General features: G+C 66.8%; 14 protein-coding genes. 10 read left to right on the top strand and 4 right to left on the bottom strand.

Annotated elements, in window-relative coordinates; all coding sequences use genetic code 11:
- The first annotated feature begins 4 nt into the window (after positions 1-4).
- Both ACWDPV_RS08055 and ACWDPV_RS08050 read left to right on the top strand, forming a co-directional pair.
- On the top strand, positions 5-1570 hold the full coding sequence (locus ACWDPV_RS08055; RefSeq protein WP_449742508.1) for a GMC family oxidoreductase: 1566 nt from the start codon (positions 5-7) through the stop codon (positions 1568-1570).
- A gap of 4 nt (positions 1571-1574) precedes the next feature.
- Entirely contained in the window at positions 1575-3440 is a 1866-nt protein-coding gene (locus ACWDPV_RS08050; RefSeq protein WP_449742507.1) for a putative nucleotidyltransferase substrate binding domain-containing protein, read from the top strand.
- 8 nt (positions 3441-3448) lie between these two features.
- Here ACWDPV_RS08050 and ACWDPV_RS08045 read toward each other — a convergent pair whose 3' ends face one another.
- The 4 genes from ACWDPV_RS08045 to ACWDPV_RS08030 all read right to left on the bottom strand — a co-directional run bounded on the left by ACWDPV_RS08045 (position 3449) and on the right by ACWDPV_RS08030 (position 9150).
- On the bottom strand, positions 3449-4975 hold the full coding sequence (locus ACWDPV_RS08045; RefSeq protein WP_348809287.1) for an ATP-dependent DNA ligase: 1527 nt from the start codon (positions 4973-4975) through the stop codon (positions 3449-3451).
- The gene (locus ACWDPV_RS08040) at positions 4972-6726 is read right to left on the bottom strand and encodes a SulP family inorganic anion transporter (RefSeq protein ID WP_449742506.1); all 1755 of its coding nucleotides are present in this window, start codon (positions 6724-6726) and stop codon (positions 4972-4974) included. Before ACWDPV_RS08040 ends, ACWDPV_RS08045 begins: the two co-directional genes overlap by 4 nt.
- 503 nt (positions 6727-7229) lie before the next feature.
- Positions 7230-7493, bottom strand: coding sequence for a hypothetical protein (locus ACWDPV_RS08035; protein ID WP_449742505.1), 264 nt, complete (start codon positions 7491-7493; stop codon positions 7230-7232).
- Between the two features lie 274 nt (positions 7494-7767).
- Positions 7768-9150, bottom strand: a complete 1383-nt coding sequence (locus ACWDPV_RS08030; RefSeq protein WP_449742504.1) for an L-serine ammonia-lyase — start codon at positions 9148-9150, stop codon at positions 7768-7770.
- A gap of 426 nt (positions 9151-9576) precedes the next feature.
- Between ACWDPV_RS08030 and ACWDPV_RS08025 the strand changes: the two genes are divergently transcribed.
- Genes ACWDPV_RS08025 through ACWDPV_RS07990 form a run of 8 tightly spaced genes read left to right on the top strand, consistent with a single transcriptional unit; the run spans position 9577 to position 20352 of the window.
- Positions 9577-10908, top strand: a complete 1332-nt coding sequence (locus ACWDPV_RS08025; protein WP_449742503.1) for an aromatic ring-hydroxylating oxygenase subunit alpha — start codon at positions 9577-9579, stop codon at positions 10906-10908.
- Positions 10905-11951 (top strand): FAD-binding oxidoreductase, encoded by a 1047-nt coding sequence (locus tag ACWDPV_RS08020; RefSeq protein WP_449742732.1) that lies wholly within the window; start codon positions 10905-10907, stop codon positions 11949-11951. The genes ACWDPV_RS08025 and ACWDPV_RS08020 overlap by 4 nt, the downstream gene beginning before the upstream one ends.
- 10 nt (positions 11952-11961) lie before the next feature.
- Positions 11962-13206 carry a sarcosine oxidase subunit beta family protein gene (locus tag ACWDPV_RS08015; protein ID WP_449742502.1) on the top strand — a complete coding sequence of 415 codons (1245 nt, stop codon included), beginning with the start codon at positions 11962-11964 and terminating at the stop codon, positions 13204-13206.
- A gap of 36 nt (positions 13207-13242) precedes the next feature.
- Positions 13243-13584, top strand: a complete 342-nt coding sequence (locus ACWDPV_RS08010; protein ID WP_449742501.1) for a sarcosine oxidase subunit delta — start codon at positions 13243-13245, stop codon at positions 13582-13584.
- Positions 13581-16397, top strand: a complete 2817-nt coding sequence (locus ACWDPV_RS08005; protein WP_449742500.1) for an FAD-dependent oxidoreductase — start codon at positions 13581-13583, stop codon at positions 16395-16397. Before ACWDPV_RS08010 ends, ACWDPV_RS08005 begins: the two co-directional genes overlap by 4 nt.
- Positions 16390-16995: a sarcosine oxidase subunit gamma gene (locus ACWDPV_RS08000; protein ID WP_449742499.1), complete on the top strand. Its 606-nt coding sequence runs from the start codon at positions 16390-16392 to the stop codon at positions 16993-16995. Before ACWDPV_RS08005 ends, ACWDPV_RS08000 begins: the two co-directional genes overlap by 8 nt.
- On the top strand, positions 16992-17840 hold the full coding sequence (gene purU / locus ACWDPV_RS07995; protein WP_449742498.1) for a formyltetrahydrofolate deformylase: 849 nt from the start codon (positions 16992-16994) through the stop codon (positions 17838-17840). The genes ACWDPV_RS08000 and purU overlap by 4 nt, the downstream gene beginning before the upstream one ends.
- 55 nt (positions 17841-17895) lie before the next feature.
- On the top strand, positions 17896-20352 hold the full coding sequence (locus tag ACWDPV_RS07990; RefSeq protein WP_449742497.1) for a GcvT family protein: 2457 nt from the start codon (positions 17896-17898) through the stop codon (positions 20350-20352).
- The last annotated feature ends 4 nt before the right edge of the window (positions 20353-20356 follow it).

Below are 20356 nucleotides of genomic sequence, written 5' to 3'. Positions count from 1 at the left end.
CGCCATGCCAACGTTCGACTATGTGATCGCCGGCGGCGGCACCGCCGGTTGTGTTCTGGCAGCGCGACTGTCGGAGAACCCGGACACCACGGTGTGTCTCATCGAGGCCGGACCGTCCGACGTGGACGACCCGAACATCCTGGTGCTCAAGGAGTGGATGCACCTGCTGGACTCCGGATATGACTGGGACTACCCGGTGGAACCGCAGGCCAGCGGCAACAGTTTTTTGCGGCACGCCCGCGCCAAGGTCCTCGGCGGCTGTTCATCGCACAACTCGTGCATCGCGTTCTGGCCACTGGCCCAAGGACTTCGGGATTGGGAGGCGATGGGAGCCACCGACTGGGGACCCGAGGGTGTGCTGCCCTTCGTGTCGCGGGTGGAGAACAATGTTGCCGACGGTGACTACCAGGGGTATCCCCACGGCCACGCCGGACCGGTCCGGTTGCGCGATGTGCCACCGGCCGATCCGTGCGGGCAGGCGGTTCTCGACGCGGCTGCCGCCGTGGGCTTGCCGACCGTCGCATTCAACCGTGGCGACTGGCATCTCAACGGCGCCGGATGGTTGCAGATCAATGCCAACGAGGCCGGCGAACGTATGTCATCGTCGCACGCCTACCTGCATCCGATCCTCGGCCGACGCGAGAACCTGACCGTCCTCACCGACAGCTGGATCTCGGAGATCCTCATCGACGACGAGTTACGCGCCACCGGCGTCCGATTCCTGCGGCCGGATCTGACCGGCTACGACGAGGTCACCGCCGCCCGCGAGGTGATCGTCACCGCCGGCGCCATCGACACCCCGAAGCTGTTGATGCTCAGCGGCATCGGACCGGCCGACCATCTACGGGAGATGGGAGTGGCGGTCCGGGTGGACTCACCGGGGGTCGGTGAGAATCTCGACGATCATGTCGAAGGCCTGGTGTTCTGGGAGGCGAACCGACCGATGGTCACCGACTCCACCCAATGGTGGGAAATCGGCCTGTTCGCCACCACCGTCGACGGACTGGATCATTCGGACCTGATGATGCACTACGGCAGTGTCCCGTTCGACATGAACACACTTCGGTGGGGCTACCCGACCACCGAGAACGGCTTCTGTCTGACCCCCAATGTGACACAGGGACTTTCCCGCGGGACGGTGCGGTTGCGGTCACGCGACTTCCGGGACCGGCCCAGGGTCGACCCACGCTACTTCACCGATCCGGACGGTCACGACGAGCAGGTGATGCTCGCCGGGGTGAAACTCGCGCGCCGCATCGCCGACCAGCAACCCCTGAAGGACTGGGTGGCCCGTGAACTCGCCCCCGGTCCCGACGCCGTCACCGACGACGACCTCATCGACTACATTCACAAGACCCACAACACCGTCTACCACCCTGCCGGAACCGCCCGGATGGGTGCCGTCGACGACCCGCTCGCCGTCCTCGATCCGACGCTGAAGGTCAAAGGTGTTCGGGGACTGCGGGTCGTGGACGCCTCCGCGATGCCGAAGCTGCCGGTGGTCAACCCGAATATCACCGTCATGACCATGGCGGAGAAGTGTGCCGACCTGATCGCCTCCGGGACGTGAGGTGATGGCCGATGCCGGCGACGTCGACATCGCGGCGTTCCTGGCCGATCGGTCGCCGTTTCAGGAATTGACCGAATCCGAGGTGGCGCGGATCGCCGCGCACGCACGGGTGGTGGCGGTGGCGGCCGGTGAGGTCGTCGCGGAGTACGGCGACCACGCCGCCGACGCGATGTGGATGGTGCTGACCGGCCGGGTGGATCTGTCTGCGCCGGAAGATGATCCGGTCGGATCGTTCGAGACCGTCGGCGCCGGTGACCTGTTCGGGTACATCCCGCTGATCATCGGTCCCGGGGTCCGGTTCATCGCCCGCGCCGCCGGCCCCGCGACGCTGATCCGGCTGCCCGCCGATCAGGTGCGCGACATCTTCGAGAAGCGGGCCGGAGTGGCGTTCGTCGCCGAATCCGCGTGGCAGACCATCTCCGGTCACTCGGTCACCGGTCGTCCACCGCGCAAACCGGTGTGGTCGGCCGCCACCCGAGTGGGCGAACTCGTCGTGGCGCCCCCGGTTGTCGTCGATGCGGACACCGCGGTGGCGGATGCGGTGCGGGCGATGTCGGACGCCGGACAGTCGTGTGTGCTGATCCACATGATTGATGGTTCCCTCGGTATCGTCACCGAAAGCGATGTGGCGCACCGGGTTGTGGGTGCCGGGTTGGGTGGCGACGTGCCGGTGTCCGCGGTGATGACGGTACCGGCCCGCGCCGTCGACGCCGATCGGTATGCGTTGACCACCTGGCTGGAGATGCTGGAGGCCGGTGTCCGCCACATGCCGGTACTCTCCACCCGCGGCCGTGCCATCGGCGTCCTCACCGAGACCGATCTGCTGGTGGCCGCGAGTCGGGGCGGCTCGGCGCAACGGGCCATCGCCGAGGCCACCGACATCTCCGCCCTGCGCACCGCCACCGCGGCTCTGCCGCGTCTGGCCGACGAGCTGTTCGGTTCCGGCCTGGACGCCGAATCCACCTGCGGTGTCCTGTCTCTGGTGGTGGACACGACCGCACGACGCGCGGTGGAGCTCGCCGCGCAGAAGGTTCCCGGCGCCCACCTCACCGGCGGCGATTTCTCATGGATCTCGCTGGGCAGCGTCGCACGTCGTGAGGCGATGCCCTCCTCCGACGTGGACTCGGCGCTGAGCTGGTCGGTCGACAACGACGGTGACGCCGACACCTACCGTGCACTGGCACGGGCCACCCACGCCATTCTCGACGCCTGCGGCCTTCCGGGCGACAGCAACGGCGCCCTTGCCTACACGACCCGATTCTCGCGCTCGGCCGACGACTGGCGGCGCGCGGCGCGGCAGTGGCTCGACACACCTCTCGACGATCACGGACTGATCATGTCGTCGCTGCTCATCGACGGTCGGGTCATCATCGGGCCGGCGTCACTGCACACCGCACCGGCCGTCTATGCAGCCATGCGCGCGGAGCATCCCGAAGCGCTGCGCCTACAACTCCTCGACGCGTTGTCCCGACGGCCCCGCATCCGCGGTCTGCGTGACATCCTGTCGCGGCGAGGCGGCACCGTCGATCTCAAAAAGCACGTCGTGACACCCATCGCGAATCTGGCCCGGTGGGCCGGCCTCACCGCCGGAATCACCTGCGCCCCCACTCCGGCCCGGCTGCACAGTGCCGTGGACGTGGGCACCCTCAGCGCCGCCGACGCCACCATCCTGCACGACGTCTTCGCCCTCACCCAGCGTCTGCGCCTGCGCCATCAGATCGAGCAGATCCGTGCCGGCCACTCCCCCACCGACGTCATCGTGATGAGCGATCTGAGCCCTCTCGATCGCAGCATGCTCGCCGAGGGGGTCCGGGAGGTGGTCGGCATTCAACGACGGGTGCGTACGCACGAAAGCCTGACCAATGGTTGATGTTTTCCCTACCGCAGCAGTCCGCGCACCGTATCGATGTCGTCGGCCTCGGCCGCCGTCTTGTCCGGCCGATAGCGCAGAACGCGTGCGAACCGCAACGCCACACCGCCCGGGTATCGCGAACTGCGTTGTACCCCATCGAGTTCGATTTCCACGACGATCTCCGGCCGCAGGTACACGGTGCGCGAATCCCGGTGCGCCTCATGTCTGGGGAACTCCTCGGTCTGCCACCGCAGCAACGCGTCGGTGAGTCCCTTGAAGGTCTTGCCGACCATCACCGGGTCGCCACCGTCCGGATCACGGGCTCCCAGATGCAGATTGGACAGGTACCCGGCGCGTCGCCCCGATCCCCATTCGGCGCCGAGTACGACGAGGTCCATCGTGTGTACGGGTTTGACCTTCTGCCAGGACTTTCCGCGTCGGCCGGCGGCGTACGGTCCGGTCAGCGATTTCACCATCACCCCCTCGTGGCCCGCCGCCAGTGCCGCGTCCAGGACCGCCTTGGCCTCGTCCGGCGTCGGACGTCGCTGTGAGGTGATACGGAGCTGGGCCGCAACCGAATCCAGGGCGTCGAGTCGATGGGCGAGTGGCTCGTCGATCAGGTCATCGCCGTCGAGGTGCAGGCAATCGAAGAAGAACGGACGCAGCAGTCGGGGTTCGTCGGCGACGTCCGGATCGGTGTGGACCATCGATCCGAATCGGCTCATCGTCTCCTGGAACGGTCGCGGCCGACCGTCGTCGTGCAGGGTCAGTGTCTCTCCGTCGAGGATGACTGTGGTCAGGGGCAGTTCACGCACCACCGCAACGAGATCCGGCACTCGTGACGTCACGTCGTTGAGGGTGCGGGTGAACACCGCGACGTCGTCGCCGTCCCGGTGAACCTGGATGCGCGCCCCGTCCAGCTTGTGGTCGACGACGAGATCCGGCCCGAGGTCGGCCAGTGCGGCATCCAGGCTGTCTGCGGGGGTTGCCAGCATCGGCGACACCGCACGGCCGACCTGCAGGCCGACGTCGCCGAGCGCCTGCGCACCGCCGTCGATGGCCAGCGTGGCCGTGTCGGGGAGTGATCCGGTGAGCATGTGGGCGCGTCGGACCAGTGCCGCCGGCTGACCGGACACCGCGATGATCGCCTCGACCATCACGCCGGTCAACGCACCCTGGCGCAGTTCGCCAGTCAGTAGCCGGAAGAGAAATCCCTGCTCGTCGTCGGTGGCGCGACCGAACAGTCCGCGCAGCAGTTCCGCGCGTGCGGCCACCGATCCGGTGCCGGTGGTCGCGGCCAATCGGGTGAGGGCGGCGTCGACTTCCTCGACCGTCAGGATCGACGCCGCCACCGGCGGCACCTGCAGATCGCGCAGGGTCCGCCAACCGATCCCCAGACGTCCCTGGGGTATGTCGCCCGACAGCCATGCGACCACCAGCGGGACCTCGGGTCCCGCCGCCGACAACAACTCTCGCAATGCGGCGGACTTGGCGTTGCGTGATCGGGTCGCGCCCACCGTCGCCGAGGTGGCCACCACATCGGCGAACCTCACGCCGGTTCCTCGGGGTGATCACTGTCCAGGTGCGGCAGTACACCGTCGGGTGGTGCGGCGTCCGGGAACTCGGCCACGTAGGCGCGCAACGCCGCCCCGACAGTCGAGAAGACGTGGTCGGGGTTGAGGACGGCGAGGATGCCCTCCGCCTGCAGCGTCTCCTGCAACTCGGGATCGACGCCGGCGAGGACGAAATGTGCCCCGTCGGAGTGGATGTACCGGATCAGGTCCTCCAGGACGGTGGATGCCGAGTAGTCGACGTCGGTCATCACCGTCGTGTCGAGCACCAGCCACCGAACGGGTTCCGGCGCGCCTTTCACCAGTGCCATCACGTCGTCGGCGAATCGTCCGGCGTTGGCGTAGAACAGGTCCGCGTCGTACCGGAAGACGATGAGGCCGGGCAGCGACTGGCGGCCGGGTTCGGCGGTCTCGTAGCGTCGGCTGCCGCGCGCCCCGACCCCGATGACGAAACGCTGCGGACTGTACTGACGTCGAACGAGTTCGAGCAGCGACACCGCCATGGCCGCCACGATACCGACCTGAACACCGAAGACGATAACGATCACCGCGGTCAGGATCGCGATGCCGAACTCGATACGGCGGACATGCCAGACCCGTCGGAACCGGTGCACGTCGATCAACCGGAGCGCGATGAGAAACACGATCGCCGACAGCACGGCGTGCGGTAGGTCGGCGAGTGCACCGTCGAAGAACACCACCACAGCCAAGGTGATGGCGGCCATGGTCAGGTTCGCCACCTGGGTGCGGCCATGCTGCTCGTCGAGCAGTTGGGTCTTGGTGGGACTTCCGTTGACGACGAACGTCCCACTGAATCCCGCGATCAGATTGGCACCCGAGAGCCCGAGGATGTCCCGGTTGATGTCGGCGTTCTGACCGTGCCGTTGCGCGAAACTTCTCGCGGTGGCCGCGCTTTGGGTGAGGACGACGAGCGCGCACCCCAGGGCCACCGTCGTCGCCGTGACCACGTCGCCCAGCCCCATCCCGTGGGGCCACCCGAAGCTCGGCAATCCCGCATGCACCGTGCCCATCACCGGGATGTGTTCCGACCACCCGAACACGGCCACCGCCACGATGGAACAGATGACGACCACAACCGCCACCGGAAAGCGCGGCACGAGTCGCACACCACCGATGAGGAGCGCGAGGGTGATGCCCGCGAATGCCGCAGCACCCCAGTTGATGTCACCGAGATGGCGAACAATGTTCCACCAGCGCTGCCAGATTCGGTCGCCGTACCCCTCGAATCCCAGCATCCCGGGGATCTGACCGGTAATGACCGTGATCCCGGTTCCGGCGAGGAATCCGATGAGCACCGCGGTCGACAGGAAGTCGCCGAGGAAGCCGAGCCTCAGCAACCGCGCGATGGCGAGCAGGGCCCCGGTCACGATGGCGATCAGACACGCCCACTGCAGCCACGCCGTCGAGTTCGGCACGAGGCCCACCACACCGATTCCCGCGATACCGGACGCCAGCAGGGCGGCGGTCGCCGAGTCCGCACCGACCACCAGGAGCCGCGACGATCCGATGAAGGCGAACACGACCGCCGGCAGGATGATCGTATAGAGCCCCGCCACCACCGGTACCTGCGCAATCGAGCTGTAGCCCATGCACTCCGGAATGGCGATCGCCGCGAGAGTGATCCCCGCCAGAATGTCGGCGCGGAGCCACTGCCGCCGATACCCGGCAAACGCAGGCGGCGCCAGCCGCGACAGGACAGTCCTTCCGCTCATTGTCACAGGCTATCCCCAACGAGCCCCTCCTCGGCGCAAACAGCGCCACCACCTCACTGACAGCCCTCCCTGCCACTGACAGCGCCCCCCTCACTGACAGCGCTCGGCACTTCACTGACAGCGCCTTCCCTCTCACTGACAGCGCCCGCCCCCTCACTGACAGCGCTCACGATTCCGGTAAACGCACTCGCAATTCCGTTGACAGCGCAGGTAATTACGATCGAGCCCGCCCATCCCGCCGGTCGAGCCGGACGAAACGCCGGCGCCGGCGAAGTCCGAGTCCGCCGGGCGGACCTTGTCGAGGTCGAGGCCAGGCGACGTGTCGCTGGAATACTCACCACCACAGCACCTCCCGCGAAAGCGATGCGCTATACCACACCCCACCGACAACGAGAGCCCACCGACAACGAGCTATCCACAGACCAAACATTATGCACAGCACCAGTATTCAGAATAGTGACCCTTACGCCCGAGTGACAGTGGCACTTCGTCGGTGCTGACGATCATGACGCCGATCGTGGCATCACAGCACAGTTTGCGGGCGGTGGCTTGGTGACCGATCCCATGAATGCCAGTGACGCCAAGGATGGTGTGCCGGTGGGGATGGTGAGGTTGACCAGTTCGGTGGGCACGCGTGGCCCGTCGTCGCTGTGTTCACCTGCGGCGGCGCGGGCGGCGGTGTCGAGGATGACCTCCAGCGCGTCGGCACGTATTTGTCCTGCGGTGCGCGGATCGCGGGATCCGACCACCACCCTGGTTGATCCCACCGGAAAGTGTTGACCCACAACGACGACCGCTACGGCCCTATCACCGCAGGACCATGACTCTGGATGGATTAACGGGTGCGGCATGAGGACTTGCGTTCCAGCCTCGACTTACGAGGTCTCGACCTCGACAAGCGCGGCCCGCGGATACGCCCTCGCTCCTCAGGTTACTCGACCAGCGGGAGGGTATCTTGAGAACTCCACAGTGAATCATGCGATCCGCCACTAGGTTCGGAGGTTCGAGGGCTGCCCGACGGCGGTGCGCAACGCCCGATTCCTAGCATTCCACCACACTCAGCGGCACATGGATGGCCAGCCCGCCCGTGGCGGTTTCCTTGTACTTGGCATGCATGTCGTGACCGGTGGCGCGCATGGTGGCGATCACCTGATCCAGGCTGACATGATGACTGCCGTTTCCGCGCAACGCCATTCGAGCCGCATTGATCGCCTTTCCGGCGGAGATCGCATTGCGTTCGATGCACGGGATCTGTACCAGGCCACCGATCGGATCGCAGGTCAGGCCGAGGCTGTGTTCCATCGCGATCTCGGCCGCGTTCTCCGCCTGGGCGGGCGTGCCACCGAGCACTTCGGCGAGTCCGGCGGCTGCCATGGCGGCCGCCGACCCGACCTCCCCCTGACAGCCCACATCGGCTCCGGATATCGAGGCCCGCTCCTTGATCAGCCCGCCGATCGCCCCGGCCGTCAGCAGGAATCGCACGGTCACATCGTCACGATCGCCTCGTCCGGCCTTGGTGTAGTTGCGGGCATAGTGCAGGACCGCCGGAATGATCCCGGCCGCACCGTTCGTCGGCGCGGTGACCACCCGCCCACCGGCCGCATTCTCTTCGTTCACGGCAAGCGCCACCAGGTTCACCCAGTCCTCCGCGAACTCGGCCGATCTGCACGGATCGTCGGCGATCAGCCGATCGTGCCATTGCCGCGCACGTCGTGCCACACGAAGCCCGCCGGGCAACGTTCCCTGCGTGCGCATTCCACGTTCGACGCAGTCGTCCATCACCGCAGCGATATCCAGGAGGCCCGCGTACACATCGTCGGCGGAACGGTCCCGTGCCTCGTTGGCCCAGACCACCTCGCTGATGGCCAGGTTCTCCCGGGTGCAGATGTCCAACAGTTCCTCGGCACTGCGGTATGCGTACTCCGGCTCGCCGGCGCCGCCATCGGCATGCGAATCATGCTCGGCCAGAACGAATCCACCACCCACCGAGTAGTACACCTCCCGAGCAAGGACCTCGCCATCCGCACCGAGTGCCCGCAACTCCATGGCATTGGGATGGCGTGGCAGGCATCGGTCACCGTGAAGTCCGATGTCCGCCACGGTGAACGGCAGGTCGACCGACCCCGCAACCAGCACGCGACCCGTCGCGGCGATGCGGGCCAGCGCGTGATCCTTGACCTCGGAGGTGATCGCCTCCGGTCGGTGACCCTCCAACCCCAGGAGAACCGCGGTGAAGGTTCCGTGGCCCGCGCCGGTCGCGGCCAACGACCCGAACAGGTCCACCTCGACATCGGCCAACTCGAGGAGCAGGCCACGCTCGGCGACCTCGGACGCGAACCGCGCCGCTGCCCGCATCGGACCCACCGTGTGCGAACTCGATGGTCCTATCCCCACCGAGTACAGATCGAAAACACTGACACACATGGACGTCACATCTCCAAACAAGGCGAATGGCGGTGGAAGGGAACTCCGACGACGCAACTCCCACTTCGTCGGGAGCGAGAACGGGACGGAAAGCAACGTGGGTGGTTGCTCCGTCGGCTGCGCGCGTAGCGTCATCGCCCGCGCACGTCGATGGCGTATGACCTGGCCTGATGCGAGGTGTCGTTGTCATCGGGAACTCCGTCGTCGCTGCGTCGGCTCCCACGGAAAAGGTGACACACCGCGGTTGACATCGCAACCCCAAACCCCCACACTTGTTGCATAGAGTGCGCAGCGTTGCGCAATACGCAACATCGATTCTCTGCTCGAGAGTCACTCCACACATCCGGTCGCCGACGATCCGGTTGTGGCCAACATCACACATCATCACATGCGAAATACGCTGGCCAAGAGAGGCTTTCCACGCCGATGACCGCACACTTCATCGCCGGCTCCACCGACCGGGCAACACCCCGCGACTCTCTCGACCCCGACACCCGTGACCTGATCGTCAGACGTGTCGCCGGCGAGAGTCTGCCCGCCGCGTTCTACACCTCACCGGACTTCTTCGACCGCGACATCGACGAGATCTTCTCCAAACAGTGGATCTTCGTCGCCGCCGAGGCGGAGATCGCCGAACCCGGCGACTACGTCACCATCAGCTTCGGCCGCCGATCGGTGATCGTGACCCGGGACGACAACGACGTGGTCCGCGCCCACCACAACGTCTGTCGCCACCGCGGTGCACGCCTGCTCACCGACCCCAACGGCTCCACCGGAACCATCGTCTGCGCCTACCACTCGTGGACCTACGGCATGGACGGGCGGCTGATGTTCGCCGACGCCCAGGCCCCCGACTTCGACAAGACCTGCTTCTCCCTCCGTACCGTGGCGGTCCGCGTCATCGCCGGCCTCGTCTTCATCTGCCTCGCCGAGCAACCGCCCACCGACATCGACGACGTCGCCGCCATCGTCGAGCCCTACCTCGCCCCCCACCGGATCGCCGAGGCCAAGGTCGCCAAGCAGACCGACCTCATCGAGAACGGCAACTGGAAACTCGCCATGGAGAACAACCGCGAGTGCTACCACTGCGGCGGACACCCCGAACTGCTCAACGTCTTCTTCCCCGTCTGGGGTTACAGCGACACCGACGCCGTCCCCGACCGCCTCGAACCGGTCACCGAACGCTACCGCCACGCCACCGCCGAGATGATCCAGACATGGGACCGACTCGGACTTCCCTACCCGAGAATCCAGCAACTCGACACGCGCCCCACCGGTTTTCACATCGAACGCGAAGCGATGGACCTTGCAGGCGAATCGTTCACCCTCGACGGCACCATCGCCTGTACCCGACCCCTGACCGACGACCTCCCCGACCGCCGGCTCGGCCGACTGTCGATGCACCTGCAGCCCAACATGTGGTTGCACATCACCGGTGACCACGCATTGCTGTTCTCGGTGATCCCCGTGGCACCCGACCACACCCTCGTCCGCACCACCTGGCTCGTCCACGCAGACGCCGTCGAAGGCGTCGACTACGACCTCGACCATCTCACCAGCGTCTGGGAGATCACCAACCAGCAGGACGCCGACCTCGTCGCCCTCGCCCACCAGGGCATCGCCGACCCCGCCTACGTCCCCGGTCCCTACGGACCGTCGGAGTTCCAGGTCGAAGCCTTCATCAACTGGTACATCACCACACTGCGCACCAATCTCGGACTCCCCCAGCCGGTTACCGGTATTGCGGAGAGTGCCTGATGAGTGAGCACCTATTGATCTGCATCGACCGGGTCCCCCTGACCCGAGACATGGCCACCTTCACCTTCCGCACGGTCGAACCGCACACCTTCGTGTTCAACCCCGGCCAATTCCTGACCATCGGCGTCACCATCGACGGCCGAACCGTCCAACGCTGCTACAGCATCTCCTCACCCCCCACCCGACCCGACACCCTGTCCATCTCCGTCAAACGCAAAGCCGGTGGGCATGTGTCGAACTGGTTGCACGACAACATGACCCCTGGGATGACCATGACCGCCAGCGGCCCCGTCGGCCGGTTCAGCTACATGGGCAAAGGCGCACAACGCTACCTGTTCATCTCCGCGGGCAGCGGCATCACCCCCGTCATGTCGATGGTGCGCGCCGCCACCGACGGCACCACCGATCACCCCTACCGCTCCGGCGACGAAACCGACATCGTCTTCATCCACAGCGCCCGCACCCTCGACGACATCCCGTTCCGCGCCGAACTCGAAGAACTGTCCATCGCCCACCCCGGTCTCGACGTCGCCTTCGCCCTCACCCGCCTCTCCGACGACGACACCACCGCCGCCTGGTCCGGACACCGCGGCCGACTCGACGCCGACACCCTCCTGCGGATGTGCCCCGACCTGGCCGCCCGCGAGGTCTTCCTTTGCGGCCCCGGGCAATTCCGCAGCGGCGTGCGCTCCGCACTCGTCGCCTCCGGGGCGAGTCTCGCCCACATCCACGAGGAGAGTTTCGGCTTCGTCCTCCCCACCCCCGGCGCCGACGACGCCGACGGAGTCACCGTCGACTTCACCCGACGCGCCCGCCGCGTCACCGTCACCGCCGGAAGCACCATCCTGGCCGCCGCGGCCGCCGCCGGCGTCACCCTCCCCTCCTCCTGCGGCGTCGGCCTCTGCGGCTCCTGCAAGGTCACCAAGGTCTCCGGCGACGTCGTCATGAACCACCAGGGCGGCATCCGCCGACGCGAAATCGAACAGGGGAAGATCCTGCTCTGCTGCTCCGAACCCATCTCCCCCGTCGTGATCGACTACTGAGGACCACACCATGAACACCCAGCCCGCTCGCTCCGCTCCCGGCGCCGAACTCCCCGAGCACCCCGACTTCCTCTGGCGCAACCCCGATCCCCAACCCACCTACGACGTCGTCATCGTCGGTGGCGGCGGACACGGCCTGGCCACCGCCCACTACCTGGCCCGCAATCACGGCATCACCAATGTCGCCGTGCTGGAACGTGGTTGGCTGGCCGGCGGCAACATGGCCCGCAACACCACCCTCATCCGGTCCAACTACCTGTGGGACGAGAGCGCCGGCATCTACGAGCACTCCCTCAAGCTGTGGGAGGGACTCGAGGACGAACTCGGCTACCCGATCCTGTTCAGCCAGCGCGGCGTACTCAACCTCGCCCACACCGAACAGGACGTCCGCGACTCCATCCGCCGCGTCGAGGCGAACCGGCTCAACGGAATCGACGCCGAATGGCTCGATCCCAAACAGGTCGCCGAGGTCTGCCCCATCGTCAACACCGCCGACAGCATCCGCTACCCGGTGATGGGCGCCACGTTCCAGCCCCGCGGCGGAATCGCCAAACACGACTGGGTCGCCTGGGGTTTCGCCCGCAGTGCCAGTGACGCCGGCATCGACATCATCCAGAACTGCGAGGTCACCGGCTTCGAGACCACCGACGGCACCGTCACCGCCGTCAATACCACCCGCGGACGCATCGGCGCGGGCACCGTGGCACTCTGCGCGGCCGGCCACACCTCCACCCTCACCGACCAACTCGGCTTCGGCCTCCCCCTGCAAAGTCACCCGCTGCAGGCTCTGGTCTCCGAACTCCTCGAACCCATCCACCCGACCGTCGTCATGTCGAATGCCGTGCACGTGTATGTGTCCCAGGCGCACAAGGGTGAACTGGTGATGGGCGCAGGCGTCGACTCCTACAACGGTTACGGCCAGCGCGGCGCCTTCCACATCATCGAACGGCAGATGGCCGCGGCCGTGGAACTGTTCCCGATCTTCGCCCGCGCCCGACTGCTCCGCACCTGGGGCGGCATCGTCGACGTCACCCCCGATGCCTCCCCCATCCTCGGAGCCACCCCGTACGACAACATGTTCGTCAACTGTGGCTGGGGTACAGGCGGTTTCAAGGCCACACCGGCGGTCGGCTGGTGCCTGGCCCACACCATCGTCACCGGCACACCGCATCCGATCAACGCCCCGTTCACCATCGAACGATTCACCACCGGCGAACTCATCGACGAACACGGCGCCGCAGCCGTCGCCCACTAGCCAACTCTCTCAGCCCATCCCAGCACGGAGAACCTCATGCAAATGATCCCCTGCCCCCACTGCGGGCCGCGTGACGAGATCGAATTCCACTACGGTGCCGCCGCCGGCATCGCCTACCCGGCACAGCCGGAGTCCCTCGACGACGCCGACTGGGGTGCCTACCTCTTCTACCGTCCCAACCCGAAAGGTGCACTCGCCGAACGCTGGTGCCACAGCGCCGGATGCCGACAATGGTTCACCATCACCCGCGACACCGTGACCTACGCCTTCACCGGCGGACCCACCGCATCAGCGATCACCGCATCGTCCTCCACTGCATCGGCCCCCACCGAATCTGCCCCGACTGCAGCGGCCGCCACCTCCGAGGCCCTCTCATGACCCGCTCACTCACCGGCATGCGTACCCCCACCGGCGGTCGCATCGACCGCACCCGGCCGATCGACTTCGTCTTCGACGGCGTCACCTACTCCGGATACGCCGGCGACACCCTCGCATCCGCGTTGCTCGCCAACGGTATTCACACCATCACCAGCAGCGTCAACCTCGGTCGCGTTCGCGGCATCACCGGTTCCTGGTCCGAGGACGCCACCGCACAGGTCGGCATCGACGCCCCGTACAGCGAACCGATGGTGCCCGCCACCACCATCGAACTGTGCCCCGGAATGGTGGCGCACGGCGTCCCCGGATGGGGCAAGCTTTCCGCCGACATCGACGCGGCCCGTTACGATTCCCTGCACCATCATCCCGATGTGCTCGTCGTCGGCGCGGGTGCCGCCGGTCTGATGGCGACACTCATGGCCGGGCGCGCCGGAGCACGCGTCATGCTCGTCGACGAACGCCCCGAGGCCGGCGGCATCACTCCCGGCGCGCCGTGGGTGGCCGACGCTCTCGCCGAAATCGATGCACTACCCACCGTCACCCGCCTGCAACGTACCACCGCCTTCGGCGCCTACGACGACGGTTTCGTCCTCGCAGTCGAGCGCCGCACCGACCACCTGCAGCGTGTCGACGACGCCCCGGAGATCTCCCGCCAACGCATCCACCGCATCCGGGCCCGCCGCATCGTCGTCGCGACCGGTGCCCATGAGCGTCCGATCGTGTTCGCCGCCAACGATCTTCCGGGTGTCATGCTCGCCGGTGCCGCCGCCGACTACCTCCACCGCCACGGAGTGCTGGTCGGACACCGCGCCGTCGTGTTCACCGCGGGCGACGCCGCCTATGCGGATGCCTTCGCACTGGCCGAGGCGGGCGTCACCATCTCCGCCATCGTCGACGTCCGAACCCAGGTGTCCGACGATCTGCACGACACCGCTTCCCGCCGCGGCATCACCATCCGCACCGGCGACGCCGTCACCTCAGCGCTGGGTACCGAGCATGTCAGCGGTGTCGAACTCCGCGACGGCACCCGCCTGGACTGCGACACGGTCCTGGTCTCCGGCGGCTGGAATCCGGCCGCCCACCTGTGGAGTCAGCTCCGCGGAACCATTGCTTTCGACGCCGCCGCGGCCGCCTTCCTGCCGACGGGCTCGCTCCCCGGCGTCGAGATCACGGGTGCTGCAGCAGGTTTGCTCACGATCGGGTCGTGCCTCACCGACGGCCGACGCGCCGGTCTCGCCGCCCTACGCTCGCTTCGGATTCCGCTTCCGGAGTTGCGGGTCGTTCCCCGTACCGTCGACCGCACCCCCGCGGCCACGGCCACCTACTGGCGCGTCCCCGAGGCCGACCCCACGATCTCGTTCGTCGATCTGCAACGTGACGCCACCGTCGCCGACATCGAACGCGCCGTCGGGGCCGGGATGTCCTCGGTCGAACATGTCAAGCGCTACACCACCATTGGTACCGCGCATGATCAGGGGAAGACATCCGGTATCGTGGCCTCCGGCATCGTCGCCGAGCTTCTCGGTATCGACGTCTCCGACGCCGGCACCACCACCTTCCGGCCGCCGTACACACCGGTGTCCTTCGCCGCGCTGGCCGGCCGCGACCGCGGTGACCTCTACGATCCGATCCGGCGTACACCGCTGCACGCGTGGCATATGGACCGCGGCGCTGTCTTCGAGGACGTCGGAGCGTGGAAGCGGCCCCGTTTCTATCCACGCGGAGGCGAGGACATGGACACCGCGGTGCTTCGTGAATGTGCCGCCGTGCGTTCCGGTGTCGGCATCCTCGACGGTTCCACCCTCGGCGTCATCGACGTCGCCGGCCACGACGCACCCGCCTTCCTCGACATTCTCTACACCAACCTGATGAGCAGCCTGAAGATCGGCAAGATCCGCTACGGCGTGATGTGCGGACCCGACGGCATGGTGAAAGACGACGGCACCGTGATGCGGATCGCCGAAGACCGCTACACCGTCTACACCACGACCGGCAACGCCGCGGCCATCCTGGACTGGATGGAGGAGTGGCATCAGACCGAATGGCCGCATCTGCAGGTGTTCACCACCTCGCTCACCGATCACGTGGCCACCTTCCCCGTCGTCGGCCCACGCTCGCGCGACGTCGTCGGCGCGGTCTTCGACGACCTCGACGTCACCAACGATGCCTTCGCCTTCATGGACTGGCGCGACACCACGTACCGGGGCGTCCCGATACGGATCGGCCGGGTCAGCTTCTCCGGTGAACTCGCCTATGAGGTCAACGTCGCCGCCGAGTACGCCGAGGTTCTCTGGCGCGCGCTGATCGACGCGGGCGAACCGCACGGCATCACCCCGTACGGCACCGAGACCATGCACGTGCTGCGCGCGGAGAAGGGCTATCCGATCATCGGGCAGGACACCGACGGCACGGTCAGTCCCCACGATCTGGGCATGGGTTGGGTGGTGTCGAAGAAGAAGCCCGACTTCATCGGCAAGCGCTCCTTCTCCCGGCCGTCCAATCAGGACCCGTTGCGCAAGCATCTGATCGGGCTGCTCCCCGTGGACGGGCAGACGAAACTCCCCGAGGGATCGCAGATCATCGCGCACTGCGCCGATCGCCTCCTGCCGCCACCTCCGATCCCCATGCTCGGCCACGTCACCTCCGGTTACCTCAGCGCCGAGCTTGGCCGACCGTTCGCCCTCGCCCTCGTCAAGGGTGGTCGCGACCTGATCGGTACCCGCCTCGACGTTCCCGTCGGTGACCGCCTGATCGAGGTCGAGGTCACCTCACCAGTTTTCGTCGATCCCGAAGGAGCCCGACGCGATGGCTGACGCCACTTCTACCTCCCTGCAACCGGTTTCGCCACTCGCACGGTGGCGCGACAGATTCTCCACCCTTGCCCCGGCCATTCTCCTCGCGGAATCACCGGTCGCGCAGGTCGTCGTGCGGACCACCGACGCCACCGTGATCGCCCAACTCGACCTTCCCGCCGCATGCCAGGTCCGTCGCGCCGACGACGAAGTCGCGATCTGGCTCGGACCGGACGAATGGTTGCTGTGTCGTCCCGGCGTCACCGGTCACGACTACCTCGCCGAGATCGCATCGAAGCCGACCGACACCTCCGGCGTGTACCTGATGGACGCCACCGGCCAGCGCACCCGACTCCTCCTGGGCGGTCGATTCGCCACCACCATCCTCGCCCACGGCTGCGCCATCGATCTGCATCCGGAGTCCTTCGGACCGGACGAGGCCGCGCAGACGCTACTCGCGCAAGCCGGAATCATTCTGCACCGCAACTGCACCGGCGACGAAGAGACCGATCCGCAGTTCGCGGTGTTCGTTCGCACGTCGTTCGCCGACTACCTCGCCCACTGGCTCGTCGACGCGTCGGTGGAGTACGTGACCAGCCCAGAAAGCGCACGCTCATGACCACCACCTTCATCCTCACCCTGCGTTGCCCGTCGCGCAGCGGCATCATGCACGCCGTCTCGTCGTTCCTCTACAGTCACGGCTGCGAGGTCCTCGATCACCGGCAGTACGACGACCCGGTCACCCACACCCTGTTCGTCCGAACAGAATTCGCCTCCGCTCGGGAATCCAGCGCGGCGGACATGACCCGCGCCTTCGATCACCTCGCCGCCGGCATCGGCGCCGAGTTCGAGATCAACGACCAGTCACCGCAACACATCCTGGTGATGGTCTCCAAGCTCGGTCACTGCCTCAACGACCTCATCTTCCGCTGGCGGGCCGGCACACTCGGCGGTGACCTGGTCGCCGTGGTGTCCAATCACACCGACCTTGAACCGATGGCCACCTCGGCCGGCCTTCCGTTCCATCATGTGCCGGTCACCCCGGACACCAAGGCGCAGGCCGAGTCCCGGCTCCTGGAACTCACCGACGCCCACAACGCCGACCTGGTGGTACTCGCCCGCTACATGCAGATCCTCTCCGACGAGACCTGCACTGCCCTGCGTGGCCGCGCCATCAACATCCACCACTCTTTCCTGCCCGGATTCAAGGGCGCCAAGCCGTATCACCAGGCACATCAGCGCGGCGTCAAATATGTCGGCGCCACAGCCCATTACGTGACGCCCGACCTCGACGAGGGACCGATCATCGAGCAGGAGGTGATCCGCATCGATCACACCCACGACCCCCGGCGGCTCGCCACCGTCGGCAGCGACGCCGAAGCTCTGGCGCTGTCCCGGGCGGTGCGCTGGCACAGCGAGAACCGTGTCCTCATGAACGGCACCAGCACGGTGGTGTTCAGTTGAGCCACTCCCACCGCCCCGACCCGCGTGATCCGCACCCCCACCAGAAAGACCTCCCATGAGCACACCGAAAGTCGTGATCGTCGGCGCCGGCATCGTCGGTACCTCCCTCGCCGACGAGCTCACCGCGCGCGGCTGGACCGACATCACCGTCCTCGACCGCGGCCCCCTCTTCGCCACCGGCGGATCGACCTCGCACGCACCGGGTCTCGTCTTCGCCACCAACCCGTCAAAGACCATGACCGAACTCGCCTCCTACACCTGCGAGAAGTTCTCTGCGCTCGAACACCCCGACGGTTGGTGTTTCAACCACGTCGGCGGACTCGAGGTCGCCACCACCGACGTCCGGTGGGGCGACCTGCACCGCAAGGCGGGTTGGGCGGCCTCCCGCGGCGTCGACCACGAACTCCTCACGCCCGAGCAGTGCGCCGCCAAGTACCCGCTCCTCGACCCCGACCTCATCGTCGGCGGCCTGTTCACCCCGCGTGACGGGCTGGCCAAGGCGATGCGCGCCGTCGAGGCGCAGGCCACCCGCGCCGCAAGCCGCGGTGCCCGATTCGTCGGGCATCAGGAGGTCATCGACGTCGTCGAGGAGAACGGCGAGGTGCGCGGCGTGCGTACCGCCACCGGCGTCGTCGACGCCGACATCGTGGTGTGCTGCACCGGATTCTGGGGCAAGGAGTTCGGACGGCGTGTCGGTTTGACGATCCCACTGGTGCCGATGGCCCACCAGTACGCCTACACCACACCCCTGGAATCCCGTGCGGGCGTCAACTCCGCACTCGCCGAGGCATCCCTGCCCATCCTGCGCCACCAGGATCACGACCTCTACTACCGCGAACACGGCGACCGCCTCGGCATCGGCTACTACGGTCACCGTCCGATGCCGTCGGATGTCACTGCCCTCGACTACGATTCGACGATCTCCCTCGACGAGATGCCGTCGAAACTGATGTTCACCCCCGACGACTTCGCCGAGGCCTGGGAGCAGACCACCCGCCTCATCCCGGAACTGGCCACCGGCAAGGTCGACGAGGGATTCAACGGCATCTTCTCCTTCACACCCGACGGGCACTCGGTGGTCGGCGAGCACCGCGACCTGTCCGGATTCTGGGTCGCCGAAGCCGTGTGGGTCACCCACTCCGCGGGCATCGCCCGCACCCTGGCCGAGACGCTGGTCGAGGGCACGCCCTCGGTCGACACCCACGAATTCGACCTGTACCGCTTCGAAACGGCGGCCCTCACCGACGATTTCATCCTCACCACCAGCTCACAGTCCTTCGTCGAGGTCTACGACGTCATCCACCCGCACGATCAGCGCAAGGCACCCCGGCAGGTCCGCACCAGCCCGTTCTACGACCGGCAGGCCGCGCTCGGCGCCGAGTTCTGGGAGGCCGGCCTGTGGGAGCGTCCCGCCTGGTTCGAGTCGAACCGGCATGTGCTGGACGCACTCGTCGCCGACGGAGTGACCATCCCGCAACGGGATTCGTGGTCGGCGCGGCACTGGTCGCCGATCGCGGTTGCCGAGGCGGCCCACACCCGCAGTCACGTCGCCCTGTACGACATGACGCCACTGACCCGTTACGAACTCGCCGGTCCCGGTGCGCTGGATCTGTTGCAGCGGCTGACCACCAACAACCACGCGAAGTCGGTCGGGTCGGTGACCTACACCTTGATGCTCGACGAGAACGGTGGTGTGCGTTCGGATCTCACCGTGGCACGCCTCGCCGAGAACGTGTTCCAGATCGGCGCCAACGGCCCCATCGATTTCGACTGGATCAGCCGGCATCTCCCCGCCGACGGCAGCGTCACCCTGCGCGACATCACCGGCGCCACCTGCTGTCTGGGCCTGTGGGGACCGCTGGCCCGCGACGTACTGGCACCGCACACCCCCACCGACCTCACCAATGACGGCCTGAAGTACTTCCGCTGCGTGGCCACGACCATCGGGTCGATCCCGGTGACGCTGATGCGCGTGTCCTACGTCGGCGAATTGGGTTGGGAGATCTACACCGACGCCGAGTACGGACGCGGCCTGTGGGATCTGCTGATGACCGCCGGCGCCGACCAGCAGATCATCCCGGCCGGCCGTATCGCGTTCAACGCGCTGCGCATCGAGAAGGGTTACCGGTCGACGGGCACCGACATGACCATCGAGCACACCCCCGACGCCGCCGGTCTGGGCTTCGCGGTGCGGATGACCAAGGACGACTTCATCGGCAAAGACGCACTTGCCGAACGGCAATCGTCGGTTACCTTGCGTACCATCGCGTTCACCGACCCCGCCGCCGTGGTCCTCGGCAAAGAACCGGTCAGCGTCGACGGCACCGTTCGCGGTTACGTCACCAGCGCGGGCTGGTCACCCACCTTCGGCGCATGCCTGGCCTATGCGTGGCTGCCCACCGACACCGCCGACGGCACCTCCGTTCAGGTCGCCTATCTGCAGCACACCTACGAGGCCGTCGTCACCGCCGACCCGGTCGTCGATCCCCAGATGAATCGAATCCGGAAGTAGGACA

This window comes from Gordonia sp. NPDC003504, from assembly GCF_053587995.1.
Note: the sequence above shows the minus strand (reverse complement) of the source record. Positions and strands in the feature narration are given on the sequence as shown.

Excerpts from the sequence above, each read along its gene's own strand:
- ACWDPV_RS08055 (WP_449742508.1), top strand. The coding sequence starts at position 5 with ATGCCAACGTTCGACTATGTGATCGCCGGCGGCGGCACCGCCGGTTGT.
- ACWDPV_RS08050 (WP_449742507.1), top strand. The coding sequence starts at position 1,575 with ATGGCCGATGCCGGCGACGTCGACATCGCGGCGTTCCTGGCCGATCGG.
- ACWDPV_RS08040 (WP_449742506.1), bottom strand. The coding sequence starts at position 6,726 with ATGAGCGGAAGGACTGTCCTGTCGCGGCTGGCGCCGCCTGCGTTTGCC.
- ACWDPV_RS08030 (WP_449742504.1), bottom strand. The coding sequence starts at position 9,150 with ATGTGTGTCAGTGTTTTCGATCTGTACTCGGTGGGGATAGGACCATCG.
- ACWDPV_RS08025 (WP_449742503.1), top strand. The coding sequence starts at position 9,577 with ATGACCGCACACTTCATCGCCGGCTCCACCGACCGGGCAACACCCCGC.
- ACWDPV_RS08015 (WP_449742502.1), top strand. The coding sequence starts at position 11,962 with ATGAACACCCAGCCCGCTCGCTCCGCTCCCGGCGCCGAACTCCCCGAG.
- ACWDPV_RS08010 (WP_449742501.1), top strand. The coding sequence starts at position 13,243 with ATGCAAATGATCCCCTGCCCCCACTGCGGGCCGCGTGACGAGATCGAA.
- ACWDPV_RS08005 (WP_449742500.1), top strand. The coding sequence starts at position 13,581 with ATGACCCGCTCACTCACCGGCATGCGTACCCCCACCGGCGGTCGCATC.
- ACWDPV_RS08000 (WP_449742499.1), top strand. The coding sequence starts at position 16,390 with ATGGCTGACGCCACTTCTACCTCCCTGCAACCGGTTTCGCCACTCGCA.
- purU (WP_449742498.1), top strand. The coding sequence starts at position 16,992 with ATGACCACCACCTTCATCCTCACCCTGCGTTGCCCGTCGCGCAGCGGC.
- ACWDPV_RS07990 (WP_449742497.1), top strand. The coding sequence starts at position 17,896 with ATGAGCACACCGAAAGTCGTGATCGTCGGCGCCGGCATCGTCGGTACC.